Source organism: Bradyrhizobium sp. JR3.5, assembly GCF_054057015.1.
The window spans coordinates 3,372,047-3,392,490 of sequence record NZ_JBSRYV010000002.1 but is presented as its reverse complement, the minus strand read 5'-3'; the positions used below and the strand labels follow the sequence as shown (position 1 = coordinate 3,392,490).

Sequence of the window (20,444 nt, the reverse complement as noted above, 5' to 3'; positions counted from 1 at the left end):
TCCCGTCCAGGCTGAGGAAGCTGCGGAAAGCAGCAGGCAAGATGATCGCGCGTACCGGCGAAATCCTGAAGGGGAGAAAAAATATCGACGCAATATCGCAATGATTGGCGATGAGATTCCCACCTTTTCCAAAGTGTTGCAATTGAATTCTGCTGACCGCTGTGGAGTGCGCGCACGCGCGCCCGATGCCGGCCGCAGACTCCGGAACGACAGTCGGCGTTCACACCGCGTACACAGAACCGTCTTCAATTGGAGATTGAATCGTCCCCGTGTTCTGCCGTACATTGAGGTCGCGAATTTTCACGGCGGCCGCGGGGGCAACGGATGCCGAAGGATATTGTGATTTGTTGCGACGGCACCGGCAACGAGATCGGCGCCAATATTTCCAACGTCCTGAAGCTGTTTCGCGTCGCCGACAAGGATGACCGGCAGCGGATCTACTATCATCCGGGTCTCGGCACGATCGGCCTGCAGAACAGCTGGGGCCGCTTCAAGCAGGAGGTGCGCGGCCTTTTCGGGCTGGCCTTCGGCGCCGGTCTCGACGTGGACACGCTTGGCGCCTACCGGTTCTTGTGCCGGCTCTGGGAGCCCGGCGACCGGGTCTGGATGTTCGGCTTCAGCCGCGGCGCCTATACCGTGCGCACGCTGGCGGCCTTCGTCCATGTGATGGGCCTGTTGCCGGTCGACCAGCTCGATATCGCGGACTACGCGTTCAACACCTACAAGAAAGCCAGCTCCGACTCCCAGAAATCGGACGGCACGTTCGACGATGCCCCGCTGAAGGAAGCCTGGCACTTCAGCCAGATCGCCGGCGGGCGCAACATCGACATCGAGTTCGTCGGGGTCTGGGACACCGTGGCCTCGATCATCGTGCCGCGGCAGGACAACTTCCTGTTCGACATCCAGACGCTGCTGTTCACCCGCACCAATTCCAGTGTCAGGCGATTTCGCCAGGCGATCTCGATCGACGAACGCAGGCGCATGTTCCGCCTCAACCGCTGGATTGAGCCGCAGAAGTTCCGTTCCGATCCGTTCAATCCAGCGACGGAGGTGGAGCAGGATATTCGCCAGGTCTGGTTCGCCGGCGTGCACTCAGACGTCGGCGGCGGCTATCCTGAGGACCAGAGCGGGCCGTCAAAATTTCCGCTGATCTGGATGCTCGCGCAGGCCGGGGCTGCCGGGCTGCACATGGATCAGGCGCTGATCGATCATCTCGCCTGGGGGATGCCGCTGCCGCCGCACAAGCACGACTATGTGCCGCCGAGCGCGACGGCCCCGCTGCACAATTCGCTGACCGCCGCCTGGGAAATCCTGGAATGGATTCCGAAGAGCGACAAATGGAAGGAATGGCCGGAGCGGAAGTCCTTCCTCGGCTTTTATCTGCCGCGCGGCGAGCCGCGGCCGATACCGGAAGGGGCGGCCATCCACGCCTCGGTACTGGAGCGCATGGCGAAGGATTCGGCCTACCGGCCGATCAACCTGCCGAAGACCTACAAGGTCGAGCCAATGACGCCGCCACCGGCGCCGCCCGCTCCGACGGCCTGACGGCCTGATGGCGTCAGGGTTGCCTATCTTGAGGCGCTTTTCTTCACGCGAAGCGGCATCCACTTCGCTCGAAAGCGCTTTGCGCGTCGATCGGCATCCTTGATCCGCGTGCGGCTGAGCTCAGCCGACCGCATCGGCGCGCGCGATGGCCGGCAGGCATTGCCTCAATTGAGTTTATCGCAGGACGGTGTATTAACACGTTTCGTTCCGGAATCGTTCGATCCGGGAACCCGAATCGCCCGCTCAGGGATCATGACCGCCCAACCAGCCCTCGATCTTGCAGCCGCTCCGCCCCGCGACGCGCGATCCGTGCTCAGTTCCGTATTCGGCCTGTCGGGCTTCCGCGGCGCGCAGGAAAAGATCGTCCGCCACGTCACCAATGGCGGCAATTGCCTGGTGCTGATGCCGACCGGCGGTGGCAAGTCGCTGTGCTACCAGCTGCCGTCGCTGCTGCGCGACGGCTGCGGCATCGTGGTGTCGCCCTTGATCGCGCTGATGCGTGACCAGGTCGCGGGCCTCTCCGAGGCCGGCGTCAACGCCGCGGTGCTGAACTCGACGCTGTCCTATCAGGAAGCCTCCGAGGTCGAGCGCCGGCTGCTCGCCGGCGATCTCGATTTGCTCTATGTCGCGCCGGAACGGCTTCTGACGCCGCGCTGCCTCAATCTGCTCGGCCAGGCGCAGATCGCGCTGTTTGCGATCGACGAGGCGCATTGCGTCTCGCAATGGGGCCATGACTTCCGCCCGGAATATATCGGCCTGTCCGCACTCGCCGAGCGCTTCCCGAAAGTGCCGCGCATCGCGCTGACGGCAACCGCGGACGCGTTGACGCGAAAGGAGATCGCCGAGCGGCTGTCACTGACCGACGCGCCTGAGTTCGTCGCAAGCTTCGACCGCCCCAACATCCGCTACGAGATCGTCGACAAGCAGAACGCCACCACGCAGCTGAAGTCCTTCATCAAGGAGCGGCATGCCGGCGACGCCGGCGTGGTCTATTGCCTGTCGCGCGCCAAGGTCGAGGATGTTGCGGCATCGCTGAGCGAGGCCGGCATTCCCGCGCTGCCCTATCATGCCGGGCTCGACGCCAGCGTGCGGGCCCGGCATCAGGACCGCTTCCTCAATGAGGACGGCATCGTGATCGTCGCCACGATCGCGTTCGGCATGGGCATCGACAAGCCCGACGTGCGCTTCGTCGCGCATCTCGATTTGCCGAAGAGCATCGAGGCCTATTACCAGGAGACCGGACGCGCCGGCCGTGACGGCAAGCCGTCGGCCGCGTGGATGGCCTATGGCCTTTCCGACATCGTGCAGCAGCGCCGCATGATCGACGAATCGACCGGCTCCGACGCCTTCAAGCGCGTCTCGATCGGCAAGCTCGACGCGCTGGTTGCGCTCGCGGAGACCGTGCATTGCCGGCGGCAGCGCCTGCTCGGCTATTTCGGCGAGACCCGCTCGGATGAAAGCTGCGGCAATTGCGACAATTGCCTGACGCCGCCGCGCGTCCGCGACGGCAAAGTGCCGGCGCAGAAGCTATTGTCCTGCGTCTATCGCACCGGGCAGCGCTTTGGTGCCATGCACCTGATCGACGTGCTGATCGGGCGGCTGACCGAACGCGTCAAGCAGTTCAACCACGACCAATTGTCGGTGTTCGGCATCGGCCGCGAGCTTAACGAGAAGCAATGGCGCGCGGTGCTGCGCCAGCTGGTGGCGATGGGCCATCTCCGCGCCGACAGCGACGCCTTCGGCGCGCTGAAGCTGACCGACAGCGCCCGCGGCGTGCTGAAGGGCGAGACCGCGGTGATGTTGCGTGAGCAACCGGAAGGCGCCCGCAACCGCGCGGTCCGCGGCAAGTCGCGCCGCGGCGAACTGGCGCCCGCGGCCGACGGTCCCGGCGGGGCCGTGAGCCCGGCGTTGCATGCCGCCCTGCGCGCCTGGCGCTCGGAAGTCGCACGCCAGCGCGGCGTGCCGGCCTATGTGGTGCTGCACGATTCGACCATCGACGGCATCGCCGCGATGCGTCCGGACACGCTGGGCGAACTGCGCAACATCGCCGGGATCGGCGACAAGAAGCTCGAGCATTACGGCGACGAGCTGATCCGGATCGTGAAATCCAACGACGGCTGAACTTCGCGCAGAGCCTTGAGCCGGTCCAAGCATACTGCATTGACTGCGGTCGCAAGCTCCGCAGGGGCCGCGCACCTCCACGCAATCCCCGGCTGCATCGCCCCAACCTGCTCCGGATACCGCAGTAATCGGCGGCCCGGCATAGGAGCCATACCCGGCGCGGCAATGCATGCGCTTGCGGGCCGCGCCGCCCTCGCCCTAATCTTTCGGTCGTCGCGTCCAACGAGGCGCGGCCAAGATATAACGACAAGAGATAGGGAAGAGACGGGCCATGGCTCAGGAGAGCACCGCGCGCAAGGCTGCGCGCCCTGCCGAAAGTGGAACGTTCGACGCCGTCGTGATCGGCGCAGGGTTCGCCGGCATGTACATGCTACATCGGCTGCGTGGGCTCGGGTTCACCGCGCGGGTCTATGAGGCCGGCGGCGGCGTCGGCGGCACCTGGTACTGGAATCGCTATCCCGGCGCGCGCTGCGACGTCGAGAGCCTGCAATACTCGTTCTCGTTCTCCGAGGAGCTCGACCAGGACTGGAGCTGGTCGGAGAAATATTCTCCGCAGCCCGAAATTCTCGCCTACGCCAACCACGTCGCCGACCGTTTCGACCTGCGCAGCCAGATCGTGTTCGACACCCGCGTCACCGCGGCGACCTTCGACGAGCAGGCAGGCAACTGGCTGATCGAAACCGATCGCGGCGACAAGGTCACCGCCAAATTCTGCATCATGGCGGTCGGCTGCCTGTCGGCGCCCAACCGACCCGCTTTCCCCGGGATGGCAGATTTCCGCGGGCCGATCTATCACACCGGCGAATGGCCGCATGAGGGTGTCGATTTCACCGGCCTGCGCGTCGGCGTCATCGGCACCGGCTCGTCCGCGATCCAGTCAATCCCGATCATCGCGCAGCAGGCGTCCGAGCTCACCGTGTTCCAGCGCACCGCGACCTGGTCGGTGCCGGCATGGAACGAGCGGCTGTCGGCGGAGTATCTGAAGGAAGCCAAGGCGCATTATCCGGAGCTGCGCGCGAAGGCGCGTGCGCGCCCGACCGGCTTCTACTTTCAGTTCAATGCCCAGCCCGCCTTGCAGGCGAGCGAGCAGGAGCGCGAGCGGCTCTATGAGGAAGCCTGGCAGCGCGGCGGCCTGCCCTTCCTCGGCGCGTTCGGCGACCTCCTGTTCGAGAAGGCCGCCAACGACACCATCGCCGATTTCGCGCGCGAGAAGATCCGCGGCATCGTCAAGGATCCCGCCACCGCCGAGCTGCTGTGCCCTCGAAACGTGTTCGGCTGCAAGCGGCTCTGCGTCGATACCAACTACTTCGAGACCTACAACCTGCCGCATGTGAAACTGGTCGACGTGTCGAACACACCGATCGAGCGCTTCACCACCGACGGCATCGTGGTCGACGGCACCGAACACAGATTCGACGCGGTCGTCTCCGCCACCGGCTTTGCCGCCATGACCGGCTCGTTCGACAAGATCGCGATCACCGGCCGCGGCGGGCAGACGCTGGCCGAAAAATGGCAGGCCGGCCCGCGCGCCTATCTCGGCCTCGCCTCGGAGGGATTTCCGAACCTGTTCATGATCACTGGGCCCGGCAGCCCTTCGGTGCTCGCGAGCATGATCCAGGCGATCGAGCAGCATGTCGACTGGCTGGCGGATTGCATCAGCCACATGCGCGACGTCGGCGCCGGCACGATCGAGGCGGTCCGCGACGATGAGGACGCCTGGGTCGCCCATGTCAACGACGTCTCCACGGTCTCGCTGCGCTCGACCTGCAGCTCCTGGTATGTCGGCGCCAACATTCCGGGCCGTCCCCGCGTGTTCATGCCCTATATCGGTGGCTTCCCGATCTATGTGCAGAAATGCAATGAGGTGATGAATTCGGGCTATGACGGCTTCGTGCTGCAGGGTGCGCCCAAAGGCAACGCGCCGCCGCAGGTCCGCTTTACCGAGCGCTGGCAGGTGCCGCTCGACATCGAGGTGATCTCGCCGGCCGCAGTTGCCGCCAAGCGCGTCCCCATGGTCTGAGCCTCAGTGGTATCCCGGCCGGGATTGCGCGTGATAGTGTCGTGCCGGGTTCGCGTTTCGCATCGCGGGCCGCACGGGGGACGATGGCCGACACGGCATTGCAGGGATTGGTCGAGCGGATCGGCGCGGATCACGTCGTGCGCCGGCTTGGAATCGAGGCCGCGCACGAAAAGCAGCTGTTCGGCCAGGGCACATTGGTGTTCAACGTCGAGAACTGGAAGCTGGCGCCGTGGATCGTCGAGACCGCGCTCAAGCTGGCCGGCCTGCATGGCCGGGCGCGCCGCAACGCCGACCGGGTCGAGGTGCGGCGCAACCTCGTGACGTCGACGCGTCTGCCAGCGGCCTTCGACGGCTTCACCATCCTTCATCTCAGCGATCTCCACGCCGACATCAGCCAGGGAGCGATGCGGCATCTGGCTGACATCGTCCGCTATGTCGCTTGCGACATCTGCGTCCTCACCGGCGATTATCGCGGCAAGACGTTTGGCCCGTTCGAAACCAGTCTCGCGCTGATGAAGGATCTCTGCGCGCGGATCAAGCTGCCGCTCTACGGCATCCTCGGCAATCACGACAGCATCCGCATGACGCCGGCGCTGGAGGCGATGGGCATCAGAATGCTGTTCAACGAGCAGGAGCCGATCACGCGCGATGGCGCGACGATCCATCTCGCCGGCATCGACGATGCGCATTTCTATCGCACCGACGACATTGCAAAGTCTGCCGCGGCGATCCCGCGCGATGCGTTCTCGATCCTGCTCGCGCATACGCCGGAATCCTATCGCGCGGCGGCCGCCGCCGGCTTCGACCTGATGCTGAGCGGCCATACCCATGGCGGCCAGCTCTGCCTGCCCGGCGGCATCGCCATCAAGCTCGAGGCGCGGCTGCCGCGCAGGATGGGCCGGGGCGCCTGGCGGTTCGGTGAACTTGCCGGCTACACATCGGCCGGCGCCGGCACCAGCCTTGCGCCGGTGCGGCTGAACTGCCCGGCCGAGATCACGGTGCATACGCTGCGCCGGCTCGGGTGATACGCGCCCGTACGTCGCAGGCGCGCACGGCCAAATATCGAAAACAACCCCATGCAAAGTAGCCAGCGGCTGCCCAGACTTTCGCAGGGAATGACGTGTGGCCGATATGCGATCGCCCTACCGTAAGGGATGGGGAGAGGGAGTATCGGAGGTCTCAATTGCCCTTCTTCGCGCTCGCGCTCTGCTCGTTCACCGTGCAGGTGATCAACAGGGTGTAGCCGCGCGCATCCTTGGCGATATCGGACGTCTCCTTCTTGGTCCCGTCGCGCCATTCGGCGGTCCGGTACATCACCGCGCTGTTGTCAAGGAAGTCGCGCAGCGCGCCGGTCTTGATGGCGAAGTTGATGTTTTCCGGGATCGATCCCGTGGCCCGCGCCATCCTGACCGCGTCGAGTTTCGCGGCCACCACGCCGACCACGGCGCCGCCGAGATCGAACAGCGGCCCACCGCTGTTGCCGGGCTGTACCGCGGCGCTGATCTGCAGATGACGCGTGTCGTTGAGGATGCCGCTCAGCGAAGAAACGATGCCCGTGGTCACGGTGAAATCGGATGTCAGCAGGCCATGATAGGGGTAGCCGATCGCCACGACTCCGTCGCCAACCCTAATCGAGTTCTGCCGGATGCTCGCGACATCCTTGAACGGGGACGGCGCCTGCAGCAGCGCGAGATCGTTGGTCTCGTCGTCGGACACTAACCGCAATTTGACCGCCGCCGCACCGCTCAGATTGCCCGTGATCTCGCTGCAACCATCGACGACATGATGGTTGGTGACGACGTGGCCGCTATCGCTGACGACGAAGCCGGTGCCGGTGCCTGATCTCGCCTGCTTCGCGGGCGGCGCGTTGGGTGCAGCAGCCTGCTGCGGCGGCGCGGCAGCCGCAGGCTTTGTCGCGACCGCGAACTCGCCGGCGTTGGAGACGCCGTTCTTCTTCACAGAGACCACGCAGTTGAGCAGCGCCGGCAGCAATTGCGCGGTCTGATTGAGATTGAACTGAAACAGTTGCCCCTGCGCGAACGCCGTCATCTGGCGCGCCTTGCGGAACTGATTGATCAGCGCCGAATTCACCGGCATCTCGACATTCACGAGCTTCTCGCCGAGCGGCATACCGTAGACATTGAACGCGGGCTGGCCGTCAAAGGTCAGCGCAAGCGGAAAGGCTTCGCCCGGCGTCAAACGCCAGCTGTCATGAGCCAAGCCCAGCCGCCAGCTGCCATTCGCGGCAACCGCCACCATGAAGAAGATGCCGCTCTGGTATGTGCTCCCCGCCGAGCAATGCGTGAACGCACCGCTCTTGTCGTCGGTAAAGGCGCCGCCCTTCCAATTGCCGACCGTGATCGAACCGTAGGGACCGCGGGCGCTCGATGGAGTTGCGGACGCAAACAGCCACGCGGCCACAACGGCCGCCCAGATCGCAACTCTCATGACATCCACTCCCCAGCCACAACCCCTTATAGGAGGCGGAGAAATTCATCCGCAAGTGGTGCGCGGCGTGGCCTTTGCTCCAGCGGCCACGCAATACCGCCGCGGATGAGGCAATCGCCACACCCTCAGGTTACAGATGGCATGTTCCTATTATGTTCCGAAGATGTCAACCTGGACATAGTCCAGCCGACGTGCCAGGCGGACGCTATTGCGGCTCCCGAACCGAAGACTGCGCCGGCGGATTTGGATCGCTGAACCAGCAGCGGGATGCGAAGGCATGCACGCCGACGCCGATCAGGAAGATGCCGGCATAGAGCTCGATCTCGCTGTTCATCGCCAGCAGGCAAGAGTGCGGCGCATGACCACGGCTCTGGTAAACCCAAAACCAATGCCCCACCGCGACGATGCCGACGCCGAGCGCGGCGATGGCTCGGCCGGCCGCATTCATCATCCTCACGCGAAGGTCTCCCGACTCGCCCGGCCTGGGACAGGATATCGGGAGAAGCTGACGCCGACCTGACGCAGGACGGGCGGGACCTGTAGCCCGGATGCAGGGGTTCCATCCGGGCTACGAAATCGAAAACTCTGGTCGTCTCAGCCGTTCCTGAATGCGTAGGCGTAGCCGTTGAGCGCCGGCGCGCCGCCGAGATGGGCGTAGAGCACCTTCGACCCGGCCGGGAAGAAACCCTTCTGCACCAGATCGATCATGCCCTGCATCGATTTCCCCTCGTAGACGGGGTCGGTGATCATGCCTTCCAGCCGTGCGCTGAGCCGGATCGCCGCCTTGGTCTCGTCCGACGGCACGCCATAGGCGGGATAGGCGTAGTCCTCGATCAGCACGACATCATCCTCGACGATGTCGCGGCCGAGTTCGACCAACTTCGCGGTGTTCTGCGCGATCGACAGCACCTGTGCCTTGGTCTGCGCAGGCGTGAACGAACCATCGATGCCGATCACGTTGCGCGCGCGCCCGTCGGCGGCGAAGCCGACCAGCATGCCGGCATGGGTCGAGCCGGTCACCGTGCAGACGATGATGTAGTCGAACTTGACGCCGAACTGACGCTCCTGCGCGCGCACCTCTTCGGCGAAGCCGACATAGCCGAGCCCGCCATATTTGTGGACGGAGGCGCCGGCCGGGATCGCGTAGGGCTTGCCGCCCGCCGCCTTCACTTCCTCGAGCGCCTGCTCCCAGCTCTTGCGAATGCCGATGTCAAAACCTTCGTCGACCAGGCGCACATCCGCGCCCATCACGCGCGAGAGCAGGATGTTGCCGACGCGGTCATAGACTGCGTCCTCATGCGGCACCCAGCTTTCCTGCACCAGCCGGCACTTCATGCCGATCTTGGCCGCGACTGCCGCGACCATGCGGGTGTGGTTGGATTGCACGCCGCCGATCGAGACCAGCGTGTCGGCGTTGGAGGCGATCGCGTCGGGGATGATGTATTCGAGCTTGCGCAGCTTGTTGCCGCCAAAGGCGAGCCCGGAATTGCAATCCTCGCGCTTGGCATAGAGCTCGACCTTGCCGCCGAGGTGCTTTGACAACCGATCGAGCTTCTCGATGGCGGTCGGCCCGAAGGTGAGCGGGTAGCGTGCGAACTTCTCCAGCATACTGGCATCCTCTTTGGTGGTCTGGAACGGCGGCCAGAACTATCACTACAGCCGCGAAAGGTGCTCTCTAAGTCAGGCCGCCTGATCGTCGAAGATTGCCGAATTCGCGCCAGATGATATGTTTTCTCTCACGTTACTGGCTAGCAATGAGAGATTCTTCCATGTCCGCCCGACTCGACCGCATCGACCTCAAGATATTGAGATTGCTGCAAAAGAACGGTCGGCTCAGCAACGCCGAGCTGGCCGATCAGGTCGGCGTCAGCCCCGCCACCTGCCATCGCCGGACCCAGGCGCTGTTCGACGAAGGCTTTCTTAGCGGCGTCCGCGCCATGGTGGCGCCGCGCAAGGTCGGCAAGGGCGCGCTGGTGATGGTCGGCGTCGTGCTCGACCGCTCGACGCCGGAGAGCTTTGCGAGCTTCGAGCAGGCGGTGGCGAAGCTGAAGTTCGTGCTCGACTGTCACCTCGTCGCCGGCGACTTCGATTATTTCCTCAAGATCCGCGTCGGCGACATGGAGGACTTCAACCGCATCCATGGCGACCAGCTGATCGCGCTGCCCGGTGTGCGGCAGACCCGCACCTTCTTCGTGATGAAGGAGGTGGTGGACAATGCGGAGCTCGAATTCTGAGCTGCGGCTCCGCTCGGCACCTACTTCGAAGCTTTGGCGATCTTGTGCGCGAGATGGCCGGTCTGATGATCTCTGCGGAGTTGGCTCAGCGAGGTCTCGTTCAACGAAGCCAGGACATCGCTCAGCTTCTCGGTTTCGGGATAACCCGCCGCGAAACCTGGCCCGTAAACCTTACGCAAGGTGCGGAGCAGCGTGTTTCCGTGCTTGCCGCTGATTTCGCCATCCTTGTTGGGATGCCGGTGGTCGAGACCTGCCTTGCTCATGTTGCTCCTCCCTTGTACCACTGACGGGCAGCATCTGCCTGCGGAGATCAAATGGCAATTGAGGCCGCAAACGGCCGGGAACCCACCCAGCGCTCTCACCCATCCTTGGTCGAAGGCGAGTATTCGGTGGCTATTTGCGGCGTATTCGGTCAATGTAGCCAACGTGCTCCTGCGGACTCCGGAGAGGCCTGACGCGGCCATCGAAACAGCAAGTCGCGTCCATACGGGAAGCCACGGCTCCATTGCGTCACAGCACAGTCCTGCGTGAGAGCACCCCCAACTGCAGAGGTGGACAGATGTCATATGCCTACAAGCTGAATGAAGACGTTCACCACCGGGCCCAGGGGCCGCAAGGTCGTGCCGAGGCCGATGAGCCGGCGGTCTACACCATCATTCAACGCATGCCGATTGAAGCCGACGGGCGGCTTCGGTACCGGATCAGAAGCAAGGCAGGCAATATCGAGCGCGTGGTGACGGAAGAACAGCTGTCGTATTCGCAATAGGCAACGGCGCCGCCGTCGAAGATCGGCGCTGGCCATCTGCCGCGGACTGCGAGCGAGCGTCCAGCGAAGATTTACCTGTAAGTCTGAGCAGGAAATCAACCCGGCCACGGTTGTTGCGCGCGCACCGGTGGCGGACCATGCGGCGCCGGAGTTCTGAGCCAGACGCGATCCCCAACAGCTGCTGCGTCGGCCAGCCTGCCCAAGAGGAGTAGTCCTTTCATTCGGCTTGATGGGCCGCGCAAATCGGCGCAGTCTCTTTCCGGACTCCCCACAGGGCTGCAGGGTCGCGCGCGCGCATGCGCGGGTAGATTCATCCCGGAATGACAGTCATGAACGTCACGGCGATGAGACTGGCCATACCGTTGCTGGCACTTGCGGCCGGCGGCACCGCTGCGTTCATCTTCGGCATCCACCAAACCCAGCAGATCCTGGGCGTGAGCACGCGCTTGATGGCGCCAGCGGCTCCCGCGCAGGACCAGGACAAGACTGCGCTGGCAAAGGCGCAGACCGAGACCGCGGCGCTGGCCAACGCTTTGGCAGGACCGTCGGCAACACCGGGCGGCACCGCGGTGCCGGAGTTTGACGTCGTCAACATCGAGCCGACCGGTGAGACCGTTGTCGCCGGCCGGGCGCTCCCTGGCGCGACGGTGGAATTGCTGCGCAATGGCGAGGTGCACGATCGCGCCGTGGCGGACAAGTCCGGCCAGTTCGTCATGGTGCCGCGCCCGCTTCCGCCGGGAAACTACGACCTGACCCTGCGCACCACGCGTGACGGCAAGCAGGTGACCTCCAAGCAGAGCGTGGCGGTGGCGCTCGACGCTGCGACAAGAGAGCGCCCGATGGTGGCGCTGATGGCGCCGGACAGGCCGATCCGCGTGCTGTCGCAACCTGCGGCGGCGACGCACGGGAAGGTGGCTGTCGAGGCCGTCGAGACCGATCCGGGCGGCAAGCTCCATGTCAGCGCTCAGGCAACTCCCGGCGCGACGGTCAAGCTCTATCTCAACGACAGTCTGATCACATCCGCGACGGCCGACGCGGCGGGGCACCTCTCGGTCACGATCAACAAGGGCGTAATGACCGGCGACTATCGGATCCGGCTTGACGAGGTCGACCTTGGCTCCGGCAAGGTCCGCGCGCGCGCCGAGGTGCCGTTCAACGTTCCGGACACCACGACGACCGCATCGATCACGACATCTGCGGCGGCGTCCGGCCGTACGGGTGTGACCACGCCGCAACTCGCGGCGGCAACCACCACCGCACTGAACTCACCTTCCGCCGTGGTCGTGCCGAAGATCACCACGACCACCGTGGCCCGCGGCGACAGCCTGTGGCGGATCAGCCAGCGCGCATTGGGTGCCGGGCAGCGCTACGCGGTGATCTATCGCGCCAACATGCAGCAGATCCGCAATCCCAATTTGATCTATCCCGGCCAGGTGTTCGTCCTGCCGGCTCGTTGAGGCCGGCATTCCGCCAACGCTCACTTGCCGGGGGATTTCAGGAAGGCCACGATCTTGGCGCGATCCTCCGCCGAGCGAACGCCGGTATACGGCTTCATGCCGTTGCCGGACACCACGGCTTCCGGATCCTCGATGAAGTGCAGCAGCGTGCGCTCATCCCAGACGATGTCGGATGATTTCATCGCCTCCGAATAGGGAAAGTTCGCGACCGATCCGGCCTTGCGGCCGATGATGTTGTGCAGGTTCGGGCCGACGCGGTTATCGCCGTCCTTGACGGTGTGGCAGGTGCGGCAGGAATTGTTGAATGCCTGCTCGCCGGGCACGTCCGCATCCTGGCCATGGGACGGTGACAGCGACAGGGACATCAGCCCGCAAACGACGACAATGAATCCCGGCCGCATCGGTCTCTTCCTCGGCAATTGCGCTAAGCAAGACAGTTTGCAACACCCTGCCCCGGCCGCCATGCCGTCAACGCAGAGGCCACGCGAAAGGTCCTCATCTGGCAGGCCCCACATCTGGCGCAGGCATGCCCGCCACACTAGATGTGCTGCCATGCAGCACCCCGCCCTTGAGGATTTCGTCACCGGTCACCAGCGCCTGTTTGTCCTGACCGGGGCCGGCTGCAGCACCAATTCCGGCATTCCCGACTATCGCGACAGCGACGGCAACTGGAAGCGGACGCGGCCGGTCACGATCCAGGCATTCCTGGGTGAGGCGGCGACGCGGCAGCGCTACTGGGCGCGCAGCATGGTCGGCTGGCGGCGGTTCGGCCGCGCGGCGCCAAACGGCGCGCATCGCGCACTGGCGAAGCTCGAACAACAAGGCCGCTGCGAGCTGCTCTTGACGCAGAATGTCGACCGGCTGCACCAAGCCGCAGGCAGCCAGCGCGTGATCGACCTGCACGGCCGGCTCGATGTGGTGCGCTGCCTCGGCTGCGGCGCGACGACGCCCCGCGAGCAGTTTCAGAGCGAGCTGGCGCGGCTGAATCCCGCCTGGCTCACGCTCGATGCCGGCGATGCCCCTGACGGCGATGCCGATCTCGAGCAGGATTTTTCGTCGTTCGTGGTGCCGGCCTGCGAGGCCTGCGGCGGCGTGCTGAAACCCGACGTGGTGTTCTTCGGCGAGAACGTGCCGCGCGATACCGTCGCGTCGGCGCAGGCGCATCTCGAACAGGCCGACGCTCTGTTGATCGTCGGCTCCTCGCTGATGGTCTATTCCGGCTTTCGCTTCGTCCGGATGGCGGAGCAGCGCGGCTTGCCGATCGCCGCCGTCAATCTCGGCCGCACCCGCGCCGACGAGTTGCTCACGCTCAAGATCGAGGACCAGTGCGAGGCGGCGCTGGCGTTTTTGCTGTAGCCGGCCGTCATTGCGAGCGAAGCGAAGCAATCCATCGTGCCGCACACGTTGAAGCATGGATTGCTCGGTCGCTTCAGCGCAAAATTGCTCTGCAATTTTGTCGCGAGCTCCTCGCAATGACGACGGGATAAACTATCCCGTCACGCGCGATGGCGCTGCGACTTGGCCATCGGCATGTTGGCGTTCCAGTGCGTCCAGCTGACGCTGGCGAGGCTGCCCCGGTCCGTTGCCAACGGACGACGCGTGCGGCGCTCGTACTCCGCGATGCAGCGCCCGGATTCGCCGATCTTGCGCTGCAATTCGTCGATCGTCATCTGCGTCGCGCGGCCGCAATTGGCCTTGCCGAGCTGATCGACCTCGATCGCCTTCAACGCCGCACGCAGCTTCTTCAGCTGCGCGCGCTGCCAGGCAATGTGACTGTTGCTGTCTGCTGTCATGTGGCCGCCACCATCTTTGATCGTTGCACGCCGTTGGGAACCTCAATGTCGACTTCCAGCATCGAGACGAACTTGCCCCGGTCCATCCGGACCACGACCTTGTCGGGATCGACGTCGATATGCTTGGAGACCACGCCCAGGATTTCCGAGCGGAGCATCTCCAGAAGGTCCGGCGTGCCGGTCCGGCCGCGCTCATGCGAAAGCAGGATCTGCAACCGCTCCCGCGCGACGGGCGCCGATGCAGAGCGGCCGCCGAACAGCCGCATTACGTTCATCATGCCGCCCTCCGTCGCAGCAACCGGTCCATCAGCCCCTTGCGCTCGACCGGCACGGTCATCTCCACCGCTTCGCCCATCAGGCGCCGCACCGCGTCGGTATAGGCCCGCGCCGGCGCGCTGCTCGCAGCGTTCAGCGTGACCGGGCAGCCGACATTGGACGCGCGCAACACGTCCTGGCTTTCCGGGACGATGCCGAGCAGCGGTGTGGCAAGGATTTCCAGGATATCGTCGATCGACAGCATCTCGCCGCGCGCGGCACGCGCGCTGTCGTAGCGGGTGACCAGCAGATGCTTCTCGACCCGCTCGCCACGCTCGGCGCGGGCGGTCTTGGAATCCAGCATGCCGATGATGCGGTCGGAATCGCGTACCGACGACACTTCCGGATTGGTGACGATGATGGCCTCGTCGGCATAGCGCATCGCGAGCGTCGCGCCGCGTTCGATGCCGGCCGGGCTGTCGCACAGGATCCAGTCGAACTTGGTCTTGAGGTCGGCGATCACGCGCTTGACGCCTTCTTCGGTCAGCGCGTCCTTGTCGCGGGTCTGCGACGCCGGCAGCAGCCAGAGATTTTCCAGCCGTTTGTCGCGGATCAGCGCCTGCGGCAGCTTGGCGACGCCCTGCACCACATTGATGAGGTCGAACACGACCCGCCGCTCCGCGCCCATCACCAAATCGAGGTTACGCAGGCCGACGTCGAAATCGATGACGACGACGTTCTGGCCCATTTGCGCGAGCGCCGCGCCAAGCGCGGCGGTGGAGGTCGTCTTGCCGACCCCGCCCTTCCCAGACGTCACGACCAATACCTTGGCCATTCTCTCTCTCCTTGTGGTCGATCAGTTCAAAGCTGTGATGCGCAGCATTTCGCCCTCGAGCCACGCCTGGGCGGGCCGGTTGCGCAAGCTGTCGGCGATTTCATCTGCGGTCTGGTAGTAGCCGTCGATGGCTAGCAGTTCGGCCTCGATCTTCTGGCAGAAGATCCGCGCCGCCGAATTGCCGTTGATGCCGGCCATCGCGCGGCCGCGCAGCGTGCCGTAGACATGGATCGAGCCGCCGGCGACGATCTCGGCGCCGGAGCCGACCGAGCCGAGCACGGTGACATCGCCTTCGGCAAACACGATCGACTGGCCGGAACGCACCGGGCTCTCCAGCAGCAGCGACGGCAGCTTGGTCTTGTCCTTGTCTTTGTTCTTTTCCTGCGCCGGCGGCGTCTTCGGCTCGACATGGGTGATTGCGCAGGCCCGGCCGCCGGTCAGAAGCGGCGGCAGGTTGGCGCCGAGCTTGGATTCGTCGACACCCTCGATGCCGAGAATGCGGATATTGCGCTCAGCGAGGCTGCCGACCAGATGCGCGATCGCGGCCTGGCTGAGGTCGACCGCCGAGAGGTCGAGCACCACAGGCTTGCCGGCGAAGAAGCCCGGCGACTTCCCCAGCGTCGCGTCGATCTCGGCGAGCCAGGACACCACGGGCACGATTGGCGAGAAAACGAACGCAACATAGGAACGGCCGCGCATGCGGACCTGCTGACGTGCCACCTGTTGAGTTGCGTCCATCGCCTCTGACTCGGTTCTCTTGTCGAATGGTTAACAATCGGACCGCATGGTTAATCAAAGGTTAACGGAAGGAGGTGTTTTCACGGATTTGCGAGGGCTGCTCCTCCGGCAACCGCTGTTGGCTGCGACCTGTTGCCTGGACGCATGATTCTGTGACCGGTGGCGCGGATCACCGCCGCGACGACGGCGATCGCTCGGCCTGCACCGACGCATCGAACACCGCGCGGCATGACGGGCTGAGCTGCTCGACCTGCGCGGCCATGCAATCCCTGATCCGGCCGCGATCCGGAATGTAGGCGCCGCACAGCCGGACCGCGTCACCCAGGCAGGCTTGACGCTGCATGGATTCGTTCAGTCCGGACTGGGCCAACGCGGGCGCAATCGTTGCGGCGAGAAGCACGAGGGCAAGACGAAGTTTCATGGATCACTCTCTCACTGGCAGGTTGAAGTGTTGGTCGAGACTGGATGTCACGACAGCGGCGTGCGGCCGTTGCCGGCGGCGGGTTCGGCACCGGCTTGCGACGGCGGAAGATGCAAAAGCGTTGCGATCGTCGTATCGAGCAGCTGCGTCCGCGCTGTCTCGGGATCGATCTCGGGCGCAAACCGGCCGAGCAGCATCGGAAACGCCGGCGGCTGGTTGAGCGCCGCGTTGAGCAGCGCAAAGAACAGCGCCGGATGGCTGCTGCGGATGATGCCCGCCGCGATGCCGGCCTCGAAGAGCTCGCGCGCGCTCTCATAGGCCGGACGCAGCAGCTTTTCGGTCACCATTGCGGAGCGCTCCGGCGTTTCCGCGCCGTGGCGAACCACGAAGTCCCGCACCTGCGGATGCGCGGCATAGAACGTGGCGACGCGGATGATGAGATCGCGCAGCCGGTCAGCCAGCGAACGGCGCGTGTCCGTGGCGATGGTGTGCACCTCGGCCATCACAGGCTCCGCAAGTGTAACGACGCGGTCGAGGCAGGCCTCCCACAGCGCGGCCTTGTTGCCGAAATGGACGCGCACGAGATTCGGCGCGACGCCCGCCGCCGCGGCGACGCTGCGCAGGTCGGCGCCGTCGAAACCGAGACTCGCAAAGGCCTCGGTCGCCGCGATCAGCAGCGCCTGGCGGCCGTCGGGCATATCCTTGCTGCGGCGTCCCTTGGGCCGGGAGGCCTGCGCCGCCACCAATTTACTCGGATCAGTCATCGTTGCTCTTATATGTACGATTGCACATATAGGAGTATGAACCGTCTTTTCAAGGCAACGAGCCCGGATCGGGGCCGGTCAAAACACTTTTTGAATCAGATGATTGCGCCTATTCCGCCTTGATGTTGGCCGACTTGACGATCGGCCACCATTTCTCGACCTCGGCGGCCTGATGGTCGCGCAGCGCGGCAGAGGTCTGCTTGTCCGGTGACGGGATCTCCTGCCCGAGTTCCGCGAAGCGTTGCCGAACGACGGGCTCGGCGAGCGCCGACATCACCGCCTTCGACAGCGTCGAAACGATATCGGGGCCCGTGCCCTTCGGCGCCCAGATGCCGTGCCAATAGGCGATATCGAGTCCCGGCAGTCCAGCCTCGTCGACCGTCGGAATATCCGACGCCGATGCGAGCCGCGACGATGCGGTCACCGCAAAAGCCTTCACGGTTCCGCTCTTCACCTGCGGCAGCGAGTTGGAGGCCTGATCGAACATAATGTCGATATGCCCGGCCATCAGATCGTTCAGCGCGGGACCGGCGCCGCGATACGGCACGAACGAGAAGTTCGTGCCCGTCAGCTGCTGGAAGAACACGCCCGCGACATGCGCGCCCGAACCCGGGCCCGCGGTGCCGGCGGTCGCCTTGTCGCCATTGGTCTTGAGCCAGGCGATCAGCTCCTTCAGATTCTTCGCCGGCAGATCGGGCCGTCCGATGATGAGCTGCGGTCCGCTCGCGACCAGCGCAATCGGCGCGAATTCGCGCACGTCATATTGCAGCTGATAGATCGCGCCATTGAGGCAATGCGTGCCCCAATGCCCGATCGTGATCGTCGTGCCGTCCGGCGCCGCGCGCGAGGCGCGCAGGCCCGCGACAGTGCCGGAGGCGCCCGTGACATTCTCGATAATGACGGGATGGCCGAGCGAATTGCGCATATATTCGGCGAGGATCCGCGCCAGCACGTCGGTCGGCCCACCGGCGGCGAACGGCACGATCATCGTGATGGGGCGCGCAAGCGTTTCCGCGCGCATGCCGCGGGAAGCAAGCGGCAGCGTCGCCGCGCCGAGCGCGAGTTGCAGGAATGGCCGGCGAGACATGTTGGGCATGCGCGTTCCCCCTCATGCTCTCATAGAGCCGGCAGTGTCGCGCGGTCCAGCATAAGACGTCAGAGACGCGATGTCCGCGTTTGAACGGCAAAGCTTGCCATTGCGCGGCGTCGCCCGGCCGGCGCGTCGCCCAGATTGGGCCAATCCTGCAATCATCGGATGCCGGTCAGCCCCGACCACGGTCATCGAACTCGCATGAAAGCGTCATGCCGCCGTCAATTGACCGCGACAAGTTGTCGCGGCCAGCGCAGGCGATTCCAAACTCACCGAAATCAAAGAGGGGCGAACTCATGAGTGGCTTTCGTGACTATTTCCTGTCAACGGCCGCGATAGCGGCAGCCATGCTGGCTTGCGGCGTCGCCGTCGCGCAAGCGGATGACGACAATGACCATTCGCAGCGACATGGCTACAAGCACGTCCTGCTGATCAGCGTCGACGGCATGCACGCCGTCGATTTGAAGCGTTGGGTCGAAAGCCGCCCCGGCGGCAACTTCGCCCAGCTCACCGGAAAGGGCGTGGTCTATCCGAACGCCTATACCACCGCGCCATCCGACAGCTTTCCCGGCATGCTCGCGCAGGTCACGGGCGCCACGCCGAAGGGCGGCGGCCTGTTCTATGACGACAGCTATGACCGCACCGAATATCCGGCCAAGGCCTTCTACACCAGCCAGGGTCTTGCGGACCCCGGTTGTGTGGGCCCGGCAGGAACCGAACTCACCAACTTCGAAGCGCTCGACAAGACCTACAATTACTCCAGCGGGCTGGTCGCCGATTACACCGCCGGCGGCACGCTGGGTCAGGTCTACACCCAGCTCGATCCGGATCACATGCAGCGCAAGCTCGTGAACGGCCAGTGCGTGCCGGTCTATCCCCATGATTACGTGCGCACCAACACGATCTTCGAAGTCATCAAGGAGGCCGGAATGCGCACGGCCTGGTCCGACAAGCATCCAGCCTATGAGGACCTTGCGGGCCCGTCGGGCAAGGGCCTCGACGAGCTCTTCACGCCGGAAATCAATTCGCAGGACACCATCGACGCCGGCGCCCAGCCCGGCGACGACTACACCACGAGCTACACCGGCGTCCGCTCCTACGACTCGCTGAAAGTGAAGGCGGTGTTGAACTGGATCGACGGCTATGACGGCACGCGCAGCCAGCGTCAGCCGGTGCCCGCGATCTTCGGCATGAACTTCCAGGCGGTCAGCGTCGGCCAGAAGCTCGCCAAGGCCGGCCATGCGGATGCCGACAAGTCGCTTGTCGGCGGCTATGCCGACGGCAAGGCAACGCCCGGCAATGCGCTCACGCTGCAATTCCAGTTCGTGGACGACGCGCTCGGCAAGTTCGTCAATGAACTCAAGGCGCAGAACCTCTACGATTCGACGCTGATCATCGTCAGCGCCAAGCACGGCCAGTCACCGATCGACGTCAAGGACCGCGTGGCGATCTCCGATGCGCTGTACAGCAAGGCGCCCGGCTTCGGTACCAACGGCTTCGAGATCTGCGATGACGAGGCGCTGGTCTGGTTGTCGCCGGAGCTGCAGCAAGCGACCAATCCGGCGACCGGCCATCCCTACTACGCAGATGCCAAGGCTTACATCCTCGCCCACGCCGCCGATCTGCATATCCAGAAGCTGCTCGACCGCGACGAACTGACCAAGCTCTATGAAGATCCGTTCCACAACAGCCGGGTGCCGGACTTCATCGCCATCACCGATCATGGCGTCATCTGCACCGGCGGCAGCAAGCTCGCCGAGCACGGCGGCTTCTCCAACGACGATCGCAACGTGCTGCTGCTGGTCTCTTCGCCGCGCATCAAGCATGCGAGGGTCGTCGAGGAGACGGCTTTCACCACCCAGATCGCGCCGACGATCCTCCATGCGCTCGACCTCAATCCGCGCAGCCTCCAGGCGGTTCGTGACGAAGGTGTCGAGGCCTTGAAGCTGAAGTAAAG

General features: G+C 64.6%; 21 protein-coding genes. 9 read left to right on the top strand and 12 right to left on the bottom strand.

Going from position 1 to position 20,444, the window contains the following annotated elements; genetic code table 11:
• Window positions 1–324 precede the first annotated feature (324 nt).
• The 4 genes from ACVWW1_RS33135 (at window position 325) to ACVWW1_RS33120 (ending at window position 6,711) form a co-directional block, all read left to right on the top strand.
• Window positions 325–1,545 carry a T6SS phospholipase effector Tle1-like catalytic domain-containing protein gene (locus ACVWW1_RS33135; RefSeq protein ID WP_456658783.1) on the top strand — a complete coding sequence of 407 codons (1,221 nt, stop codon included), beginning with the start codon at window positions 325–327 and terminating at the stop codon, window positions 1,543–1,545.
• Between the two features lie 252 nt (window positions 1,546–1,797).
• Window positions 1,798–3,666, top strand: coding sequence for a DNA helicase RecQ (gene recQ, locus ACVWW1_RS33130; RefSeq protein ID WP_456658782.1), 1,869 nt, complete (start codon window positions 1,798–1,800; stop codon window positions 3,664–3,666).
• 271 nt (window positions 3,667–3,937) lie between these two features.
• A complete protein-coding gene (locus tag ACVWW1_RS33125; RefSeq protein WP_456658781.1) occupies window positions 3,938–5,686 on the top strand; it encodes a flavin-containing monooxygenase in 1,749 nt (582 codons plus the stop codon).
• 83 nt (window positions 5,687–5,769) lie between these two features.
• Window positions 5,770–6,711: a metallophosphoesterase gene (locus tag ACVWW1_RS33120; RefSeq protein WP_456658780.1), complete on the top strand. Its 942-nt coding sequence runs from the start codon at window positions 5,770–5,772 to the stop codon at window positions 6,709–6,711.
• A gap of 154 nt (window positions 6,712–6,865) precedes the next feature.
• Here ACVWW1_RS33120 and ACVWW1_RS33115 read toward each other — a convergent pair whose 3' ends face one another.
• The 3 genes from ACVWW1_RS33115 to ACVWW1_RS33105 form a co-directional block, all read right to left on the bottom strand.
• Complete coding sequence (locus ACVWW1_RS33115) at window positions 6,866–8,134, bottom strand: S1C family serine protease (protein WP_456658779.1); 1,269 nt, start codon at window positions 8,132–8,134, stop codon at window positions 6,866–6,868.
• A gap of 205 nt (window positions 8,135–8,339) precedes the next feature.
• Complete coding sequence (locus ACVWW1_RS33110) at window positions 8,340–8,585, bottom strand: hypothetical protein (protein ID WP_456660730.1); 246 nt, start codon at window positions 8,583–8,585, stop codon at window positions 8,340–8,342.
• A 143-nt stretch (window positions 8,586–8,728) separates the two neighbouring features.
• Entirely contained in the window at window positions 8,729–9,742 is a 1,014-nt protein-coding gene (locus ACVWW1_RS33105) for a 1-aminocyclopropane-1-carboxylate deaminase (protein ID WP_456658778.1), read from the bottom strand.
• A gap of 161 nt (window positions 9,743–9,903) precedes the next feature.
• Here ACVWW1_RS33105 and ACVWW1_RS33100 point away from each other — a divergent pair, with 161 nt between their 5' ends.
• Window positions 9,904–10,368 carry an Lrp/AsnC family transcriptional regulator gene (locus ACVWW1_RS33100; RefSeq protein ID WP_207833793.1) on the top strand — a complete coding sequence of 155 codons (465 nt, stop codon included), beginning with the start codon at window positions 9,904–9,906 and terminating at the stop codon, window positions 10,366–10,368.
• Between the two features lie 20 nt (window positions 10,369–10,388).
• On the opposite strand, the gene ACVWW1_RS33095 is transcribed toward ACVWW1_RS33100, so the two are convergent.
• The gene (locus ACVWW1_RS33095) at window positions 10,389–10,631 is read right to left on the bottom strand and encodes a hypothetical protein (RefSeq protein ID WP_456658777.1); all 243 of its coding nucleotides are present in this window, start codon (window positions 10,629–10,631) and stop codon (window positions 10,389–10,391) included.
• A 296-nt stretch (window positions 10,632–10,927) separates the two neighbouring features.
• Here ACVWW1_RS33095 and ACVWW1_RS33090 point away from each other — a divergent pair, with 296 nt between their 5' ends.
• Together ACVWW1_RS33090 and ACVWW1_RS33085 are read left to right on the top strand one after the other, a co-directional pair.
• A complete protein-coding gene (locus ACVWW1_RS33090; RefSeq protein ID WP_176534193.1) occupies window positions 10,928–11,134 on the top strand; it encodes a hypothetical protein in 207 nt (68 codons plus the stop codon).
• Between the two features lie 320 nt (window positions 11,135–11,454).
• Complete coding sequence (locus tag ACVWW1_RS33085) at window positions 11,455–12,591, top strand: LysM peptidoglycan-binding domain-containing protein (RefSeq protein ID WP_456658776.1); 1,137 nt, start codon at window positions 11,455–11,457, stop codon at window positions 12,589–12,591.
• Window positions 12,592–12,611: 20 nt separating this feature from the next.
• Here ACVWW1_RS33085 and ACVWW1_RS33080 read toward each other — a convergent pair whose 3' ends face one another.
• The gene (locus tag ACVWW1_RS33080) at window positions 12,612–12,992 is read right to left on the bottom strand and encodes a c-type cytochrome (protein WP_456658775.1); all 381 of its coding nucleotides are present in this window, start codon (window positions 12,990–12,992) and stop codon (window positions 12,612–12,614) included.
• On the opposite strand from ACVWW1_RS33080, the gene ACVWW1_RS33075 reads away from it, so the two are divergent.
• Window positions 12,976–13,947, top strand: coding sequence for an NAD-dependent protein deacetylase (locus ACVWW1_RS33075; RefSeq protein WP_456658774.1), 972 nt, complete (start codon window positions 12,976–12,978; stop codon window positions 13,945–13,947). The genes ACVWW1_RS33080 and ACVWW1_RS33075 overlap by 17 nt on opposite strands.
• Before the next feature lie 140 nt (window positions 13,948–14,087).
• Here ACVWW1_RS33075 and ACVWW1_RS33070 read toward each other — a convergent pair whose 3' ends face one another.
• The 7 genes from ACVWW1_RS33070 to ACVWW1_RS33040 all read right to left on the bottom strand — a co-directional run bounded on the left by ACVWW1_RS33070 (window position 14,088) and on the right by ACVWW1_RS33040 (window position 18,418).
• On the bottom strand, window positions 14,088–14,384 hold the full coding sequence (locus tag ACVWW1_RS33070; protein WP_092122321.1) for a hypothetical protein: 297 nt from the start codon (window positions 14,382–14,384) through the stop codon (window positions 14,088–14,090).
• A complete protein-coding gene (minE, locus tag ACVWW1_RS33065) occupies window positions 14,381–14,659 on the bottom strand; it encodes a cell division topological specificity factor MinE (RefSeq protein WP_171948207.1) in 279 nt (92 codons plus the stop codon). The genes ACVWW1_RS33070 and minE overlap by 4 nt, the downstream gene beginning before the upstream one ends.
• Window positions 14,659–15,474 (bottom strand): septum site-determining protein MinD, encoded by an 816-nt coding sequence (minD, locus tag ACVWW1_RS33060; protein WP_092122315.1) that lies wholly within the window; start codon window positions 15,472–15,474, stop codon window positions 14,659–14,661. Before minD ends, minE begins: the two co-directional genes overlap by 1 nt.
• A 21-nt stretch (window positions 15,475–15,495) precedes the next feature.
• On the bottom strand, window positions 15,496–16,212 hold the full coding sequence (gene minC / locus ACVWW1_RS33055; protein WP_456658773.1) for a septum site-determining protein MinC: 717 nt from the start codon (window positions 16,210–16,212) through the stop codon (window positions 15,496–15,498).
• 169 nt (window positions 16,213–16,381) lie between these two features.
• Window positions 16,382–16,633, bottom strand: a complete 252-nt coding sequence (locus ACVWW1_RS33050; protein WP_456658772.1) for a hypothetical protein — start codon at window positions 16,631–16,633, stop codon at window positions 16,382–16,384.
• Between the two features lie 47 nt (window positions 16,634–16,680).
• Window positions 16,681–17,397, bottom strand: a complete 717-nt coding sequence (locus tag ACVWW1_RS33045; RefSeq protein ID WP_456658771.1) for a TetR/AcrR family transcriptional regulator — start codon at window positions 17,395–17,397, stop codon at window positions 16,681–16,683.
• Window positions 17,398–17,506: 109 nt separating this feature from the next.
• Window positions 17,507–18,418 carry a tripartite tricarboxylate transporter substrate-binding protein gene (locus ACVWW1_RS33040; RefSeq protein WP_456660729.1) on the bottom strand — a complete coding sequence of 304 codons (912 nt, stop codon included), beginning with the start codon at window positions 18,416–18,418 and terminating at the stop codon, window positions 17,507–17,509.
• A gap of 365 nt (window positions 18,419–18,783) precedes the next feature.
• Here ACVWW1_RS33040 and ACVWW1_RS33035 point away from each other — a divergent pair, with 365 nt between their 5' ends.
• Window positions 18,784–20,442 carry an alkaline phosphatase family protein gene (locus ACVWW1_RS33035; RefSeq protein ID WP_456658770.1) on the top strand — a complete coding sequence of 553 codons (1,659 nt, stop codon included), beginning with the start codon at window positions 18,784–18,786 and terminating at the stop codon, window positions 20,440–20,442.
• The last annotated feature ends 2 nt before the right edge of the window (window positions 20,443–20,444 follow it).

Excerpts from the sequence above, each read along its gene's own strand:
- ACVWW1_RS33135 (WP_456658783.1), top strand. The coding sequence starts at position 325 with ATGCCGAAGGATATTGTGATTTGTTGCGACGGCACCGGCAACGAGATC.
- recQ (WP_456658782.1), top strand. The coding sequence starts at position 1,798 with ATGACCGCCCAACCAGCCCTCGATCTTGCAGCCGCTCCGCCCCGCGAC.
- ACVWW1_RS33125 (WP_456658781.1), top strand. The coding sequence starts at position 3,938 with ATGGCTCAGGAGAGCACCGCGCGCAAGGCTGCGCGCCCTGCCGAAAGT.
- ACVWW1_RS33120 (WP_456658780.1), top strand. The coding sequence starts at position 5,770 with ATGGCCGACACGGCATTGCAGGGATTGGTCGAGCGGATCGGCGCGGAT.
- ACVWW1_RS33115 (WP_456658779.1), bottom strand. The coding sequence starts at position 8,134 with ATGAGAGTTGCGATCTGGGCGGCCGTTGTGGCCGCGTGGCTGTTTGCG.
- ACVWW1_RS33110 (WP_456660730.1), bottom strand. The coding sequence starts at position 8,585 with ATGATGAATGCGGCCGGCCGAGCCATCGCCGCGCTCGGCGTCGGCATC.
- ACVWW1_RS33105 (WP_456658778.1), bottom strand. The coding sequence starts at position 9,742 with ATGCTGGAGAAGTTCGCACGCTACCCGCTCACCTTCGGGCCGACCGCC.
- ACVWW1_RS33100 (WP_207833793.1), top strand. The coding sequence starts at position 9,904 with ATGTCCGCCCGACTCGACCGCATCGACCTCAAGATATTGAGATTGCTG.
- ACVWW1_RS33095 (WP_456658777.1), bottom strand. The coding sequence starts at position 10,631 with ATGAGCAAGGCAGGTCTCGACCACCGGCATCCCAACAAGGATGGCGAA.
- ACVWW1_RS33090 (WP_176534193.1), top strand. The coding sequence starts at position 10,928 with ATGTCATATGCCTACAAGCTGAATGAAGACGTTCACCACCGGGCCCAG.
- ACVWW1_RS33085 (WP_456658776.1), top strand. The coding sequence starts at position 11,455 with ATGACAGTCATGAACGTCACGGCGATGAGACTGGCCATACCGTTGCTG.
- ACVWW1_RS33075 (WP_456658774.1), top strand. The coding sequence starts at position 12,976 with ATGAATCCCGGCCGCATCGGTCTCTTCCTCGGCAATTGCGCTAAGCAA.
- ACVWW1_RS33080 (WP_456658775.1), bottom strand. The coding sequence starts at position 12,992 with ATGCGGCCGGGATTCATTGTCGTCGTTTGCGGGCTGATGTCCCTGTCG.
- ACVWW1_RS33070 (WP_092122321.1), bottom strand. The coding sequence starts at position 14,384 with ATGACAGCAGACAGCAACAGTCACATTGCCTGGCAGCGCGCGCAGCTG.
- minE (WP_171948207.1), bottom strand. The coding sequence starts at position 14,659 with ATGAACGTAATGCGGCTGTTCGGCGGCCGCTCTGCATCGGCGCCCGTC.
- minD (WP_092122315.1), bottom strand. The coding sequence starts at position 15,474 with ATGGCCAAGGTATTGGTCGTGACGTCTGGGAAGGGCGGGGTCGGCAAG.
- minC (WP_456658773.1), bottom strand. The coding sequence starts at position 16,212 with ATGGACGCAACTCAACAGGTGGCACGTCAGCAGGTCCGCATGCGCGGC.
- ACVWW1_RS33050 (WP_456658772.1), bottom strand. The coding sequence starts at position 16,633 with ATGAAACTTCGTCTTGCCCTCGTGCTTCTCGCCGCAACGATTGCGCCC.
- ACVWW1_RS33045 (WP_456658771.1), bottom strand. The coding sequence starts at position 17,397 with ATGACTGATCCGAGTAAATTGGTGGCGGCGCAGGCCTCCCGGCCCAAG.
- ACVWW1_RS33040 (WP_456660729.1), bottom strand. The coding sequence starts at position 18,418 with ATGCGCGCGGAAACGCTTGCGCGCCCCATCACGATGATCGTGCCGTTC.
- ACVWW1_RS33035 (WP_456658770.1), top strand. The coding sequence starts at position 18,784 with ATGAGTGGCTTTCGTGACTATTTCCTGTCAACGGCCGCGATAGCGGCA.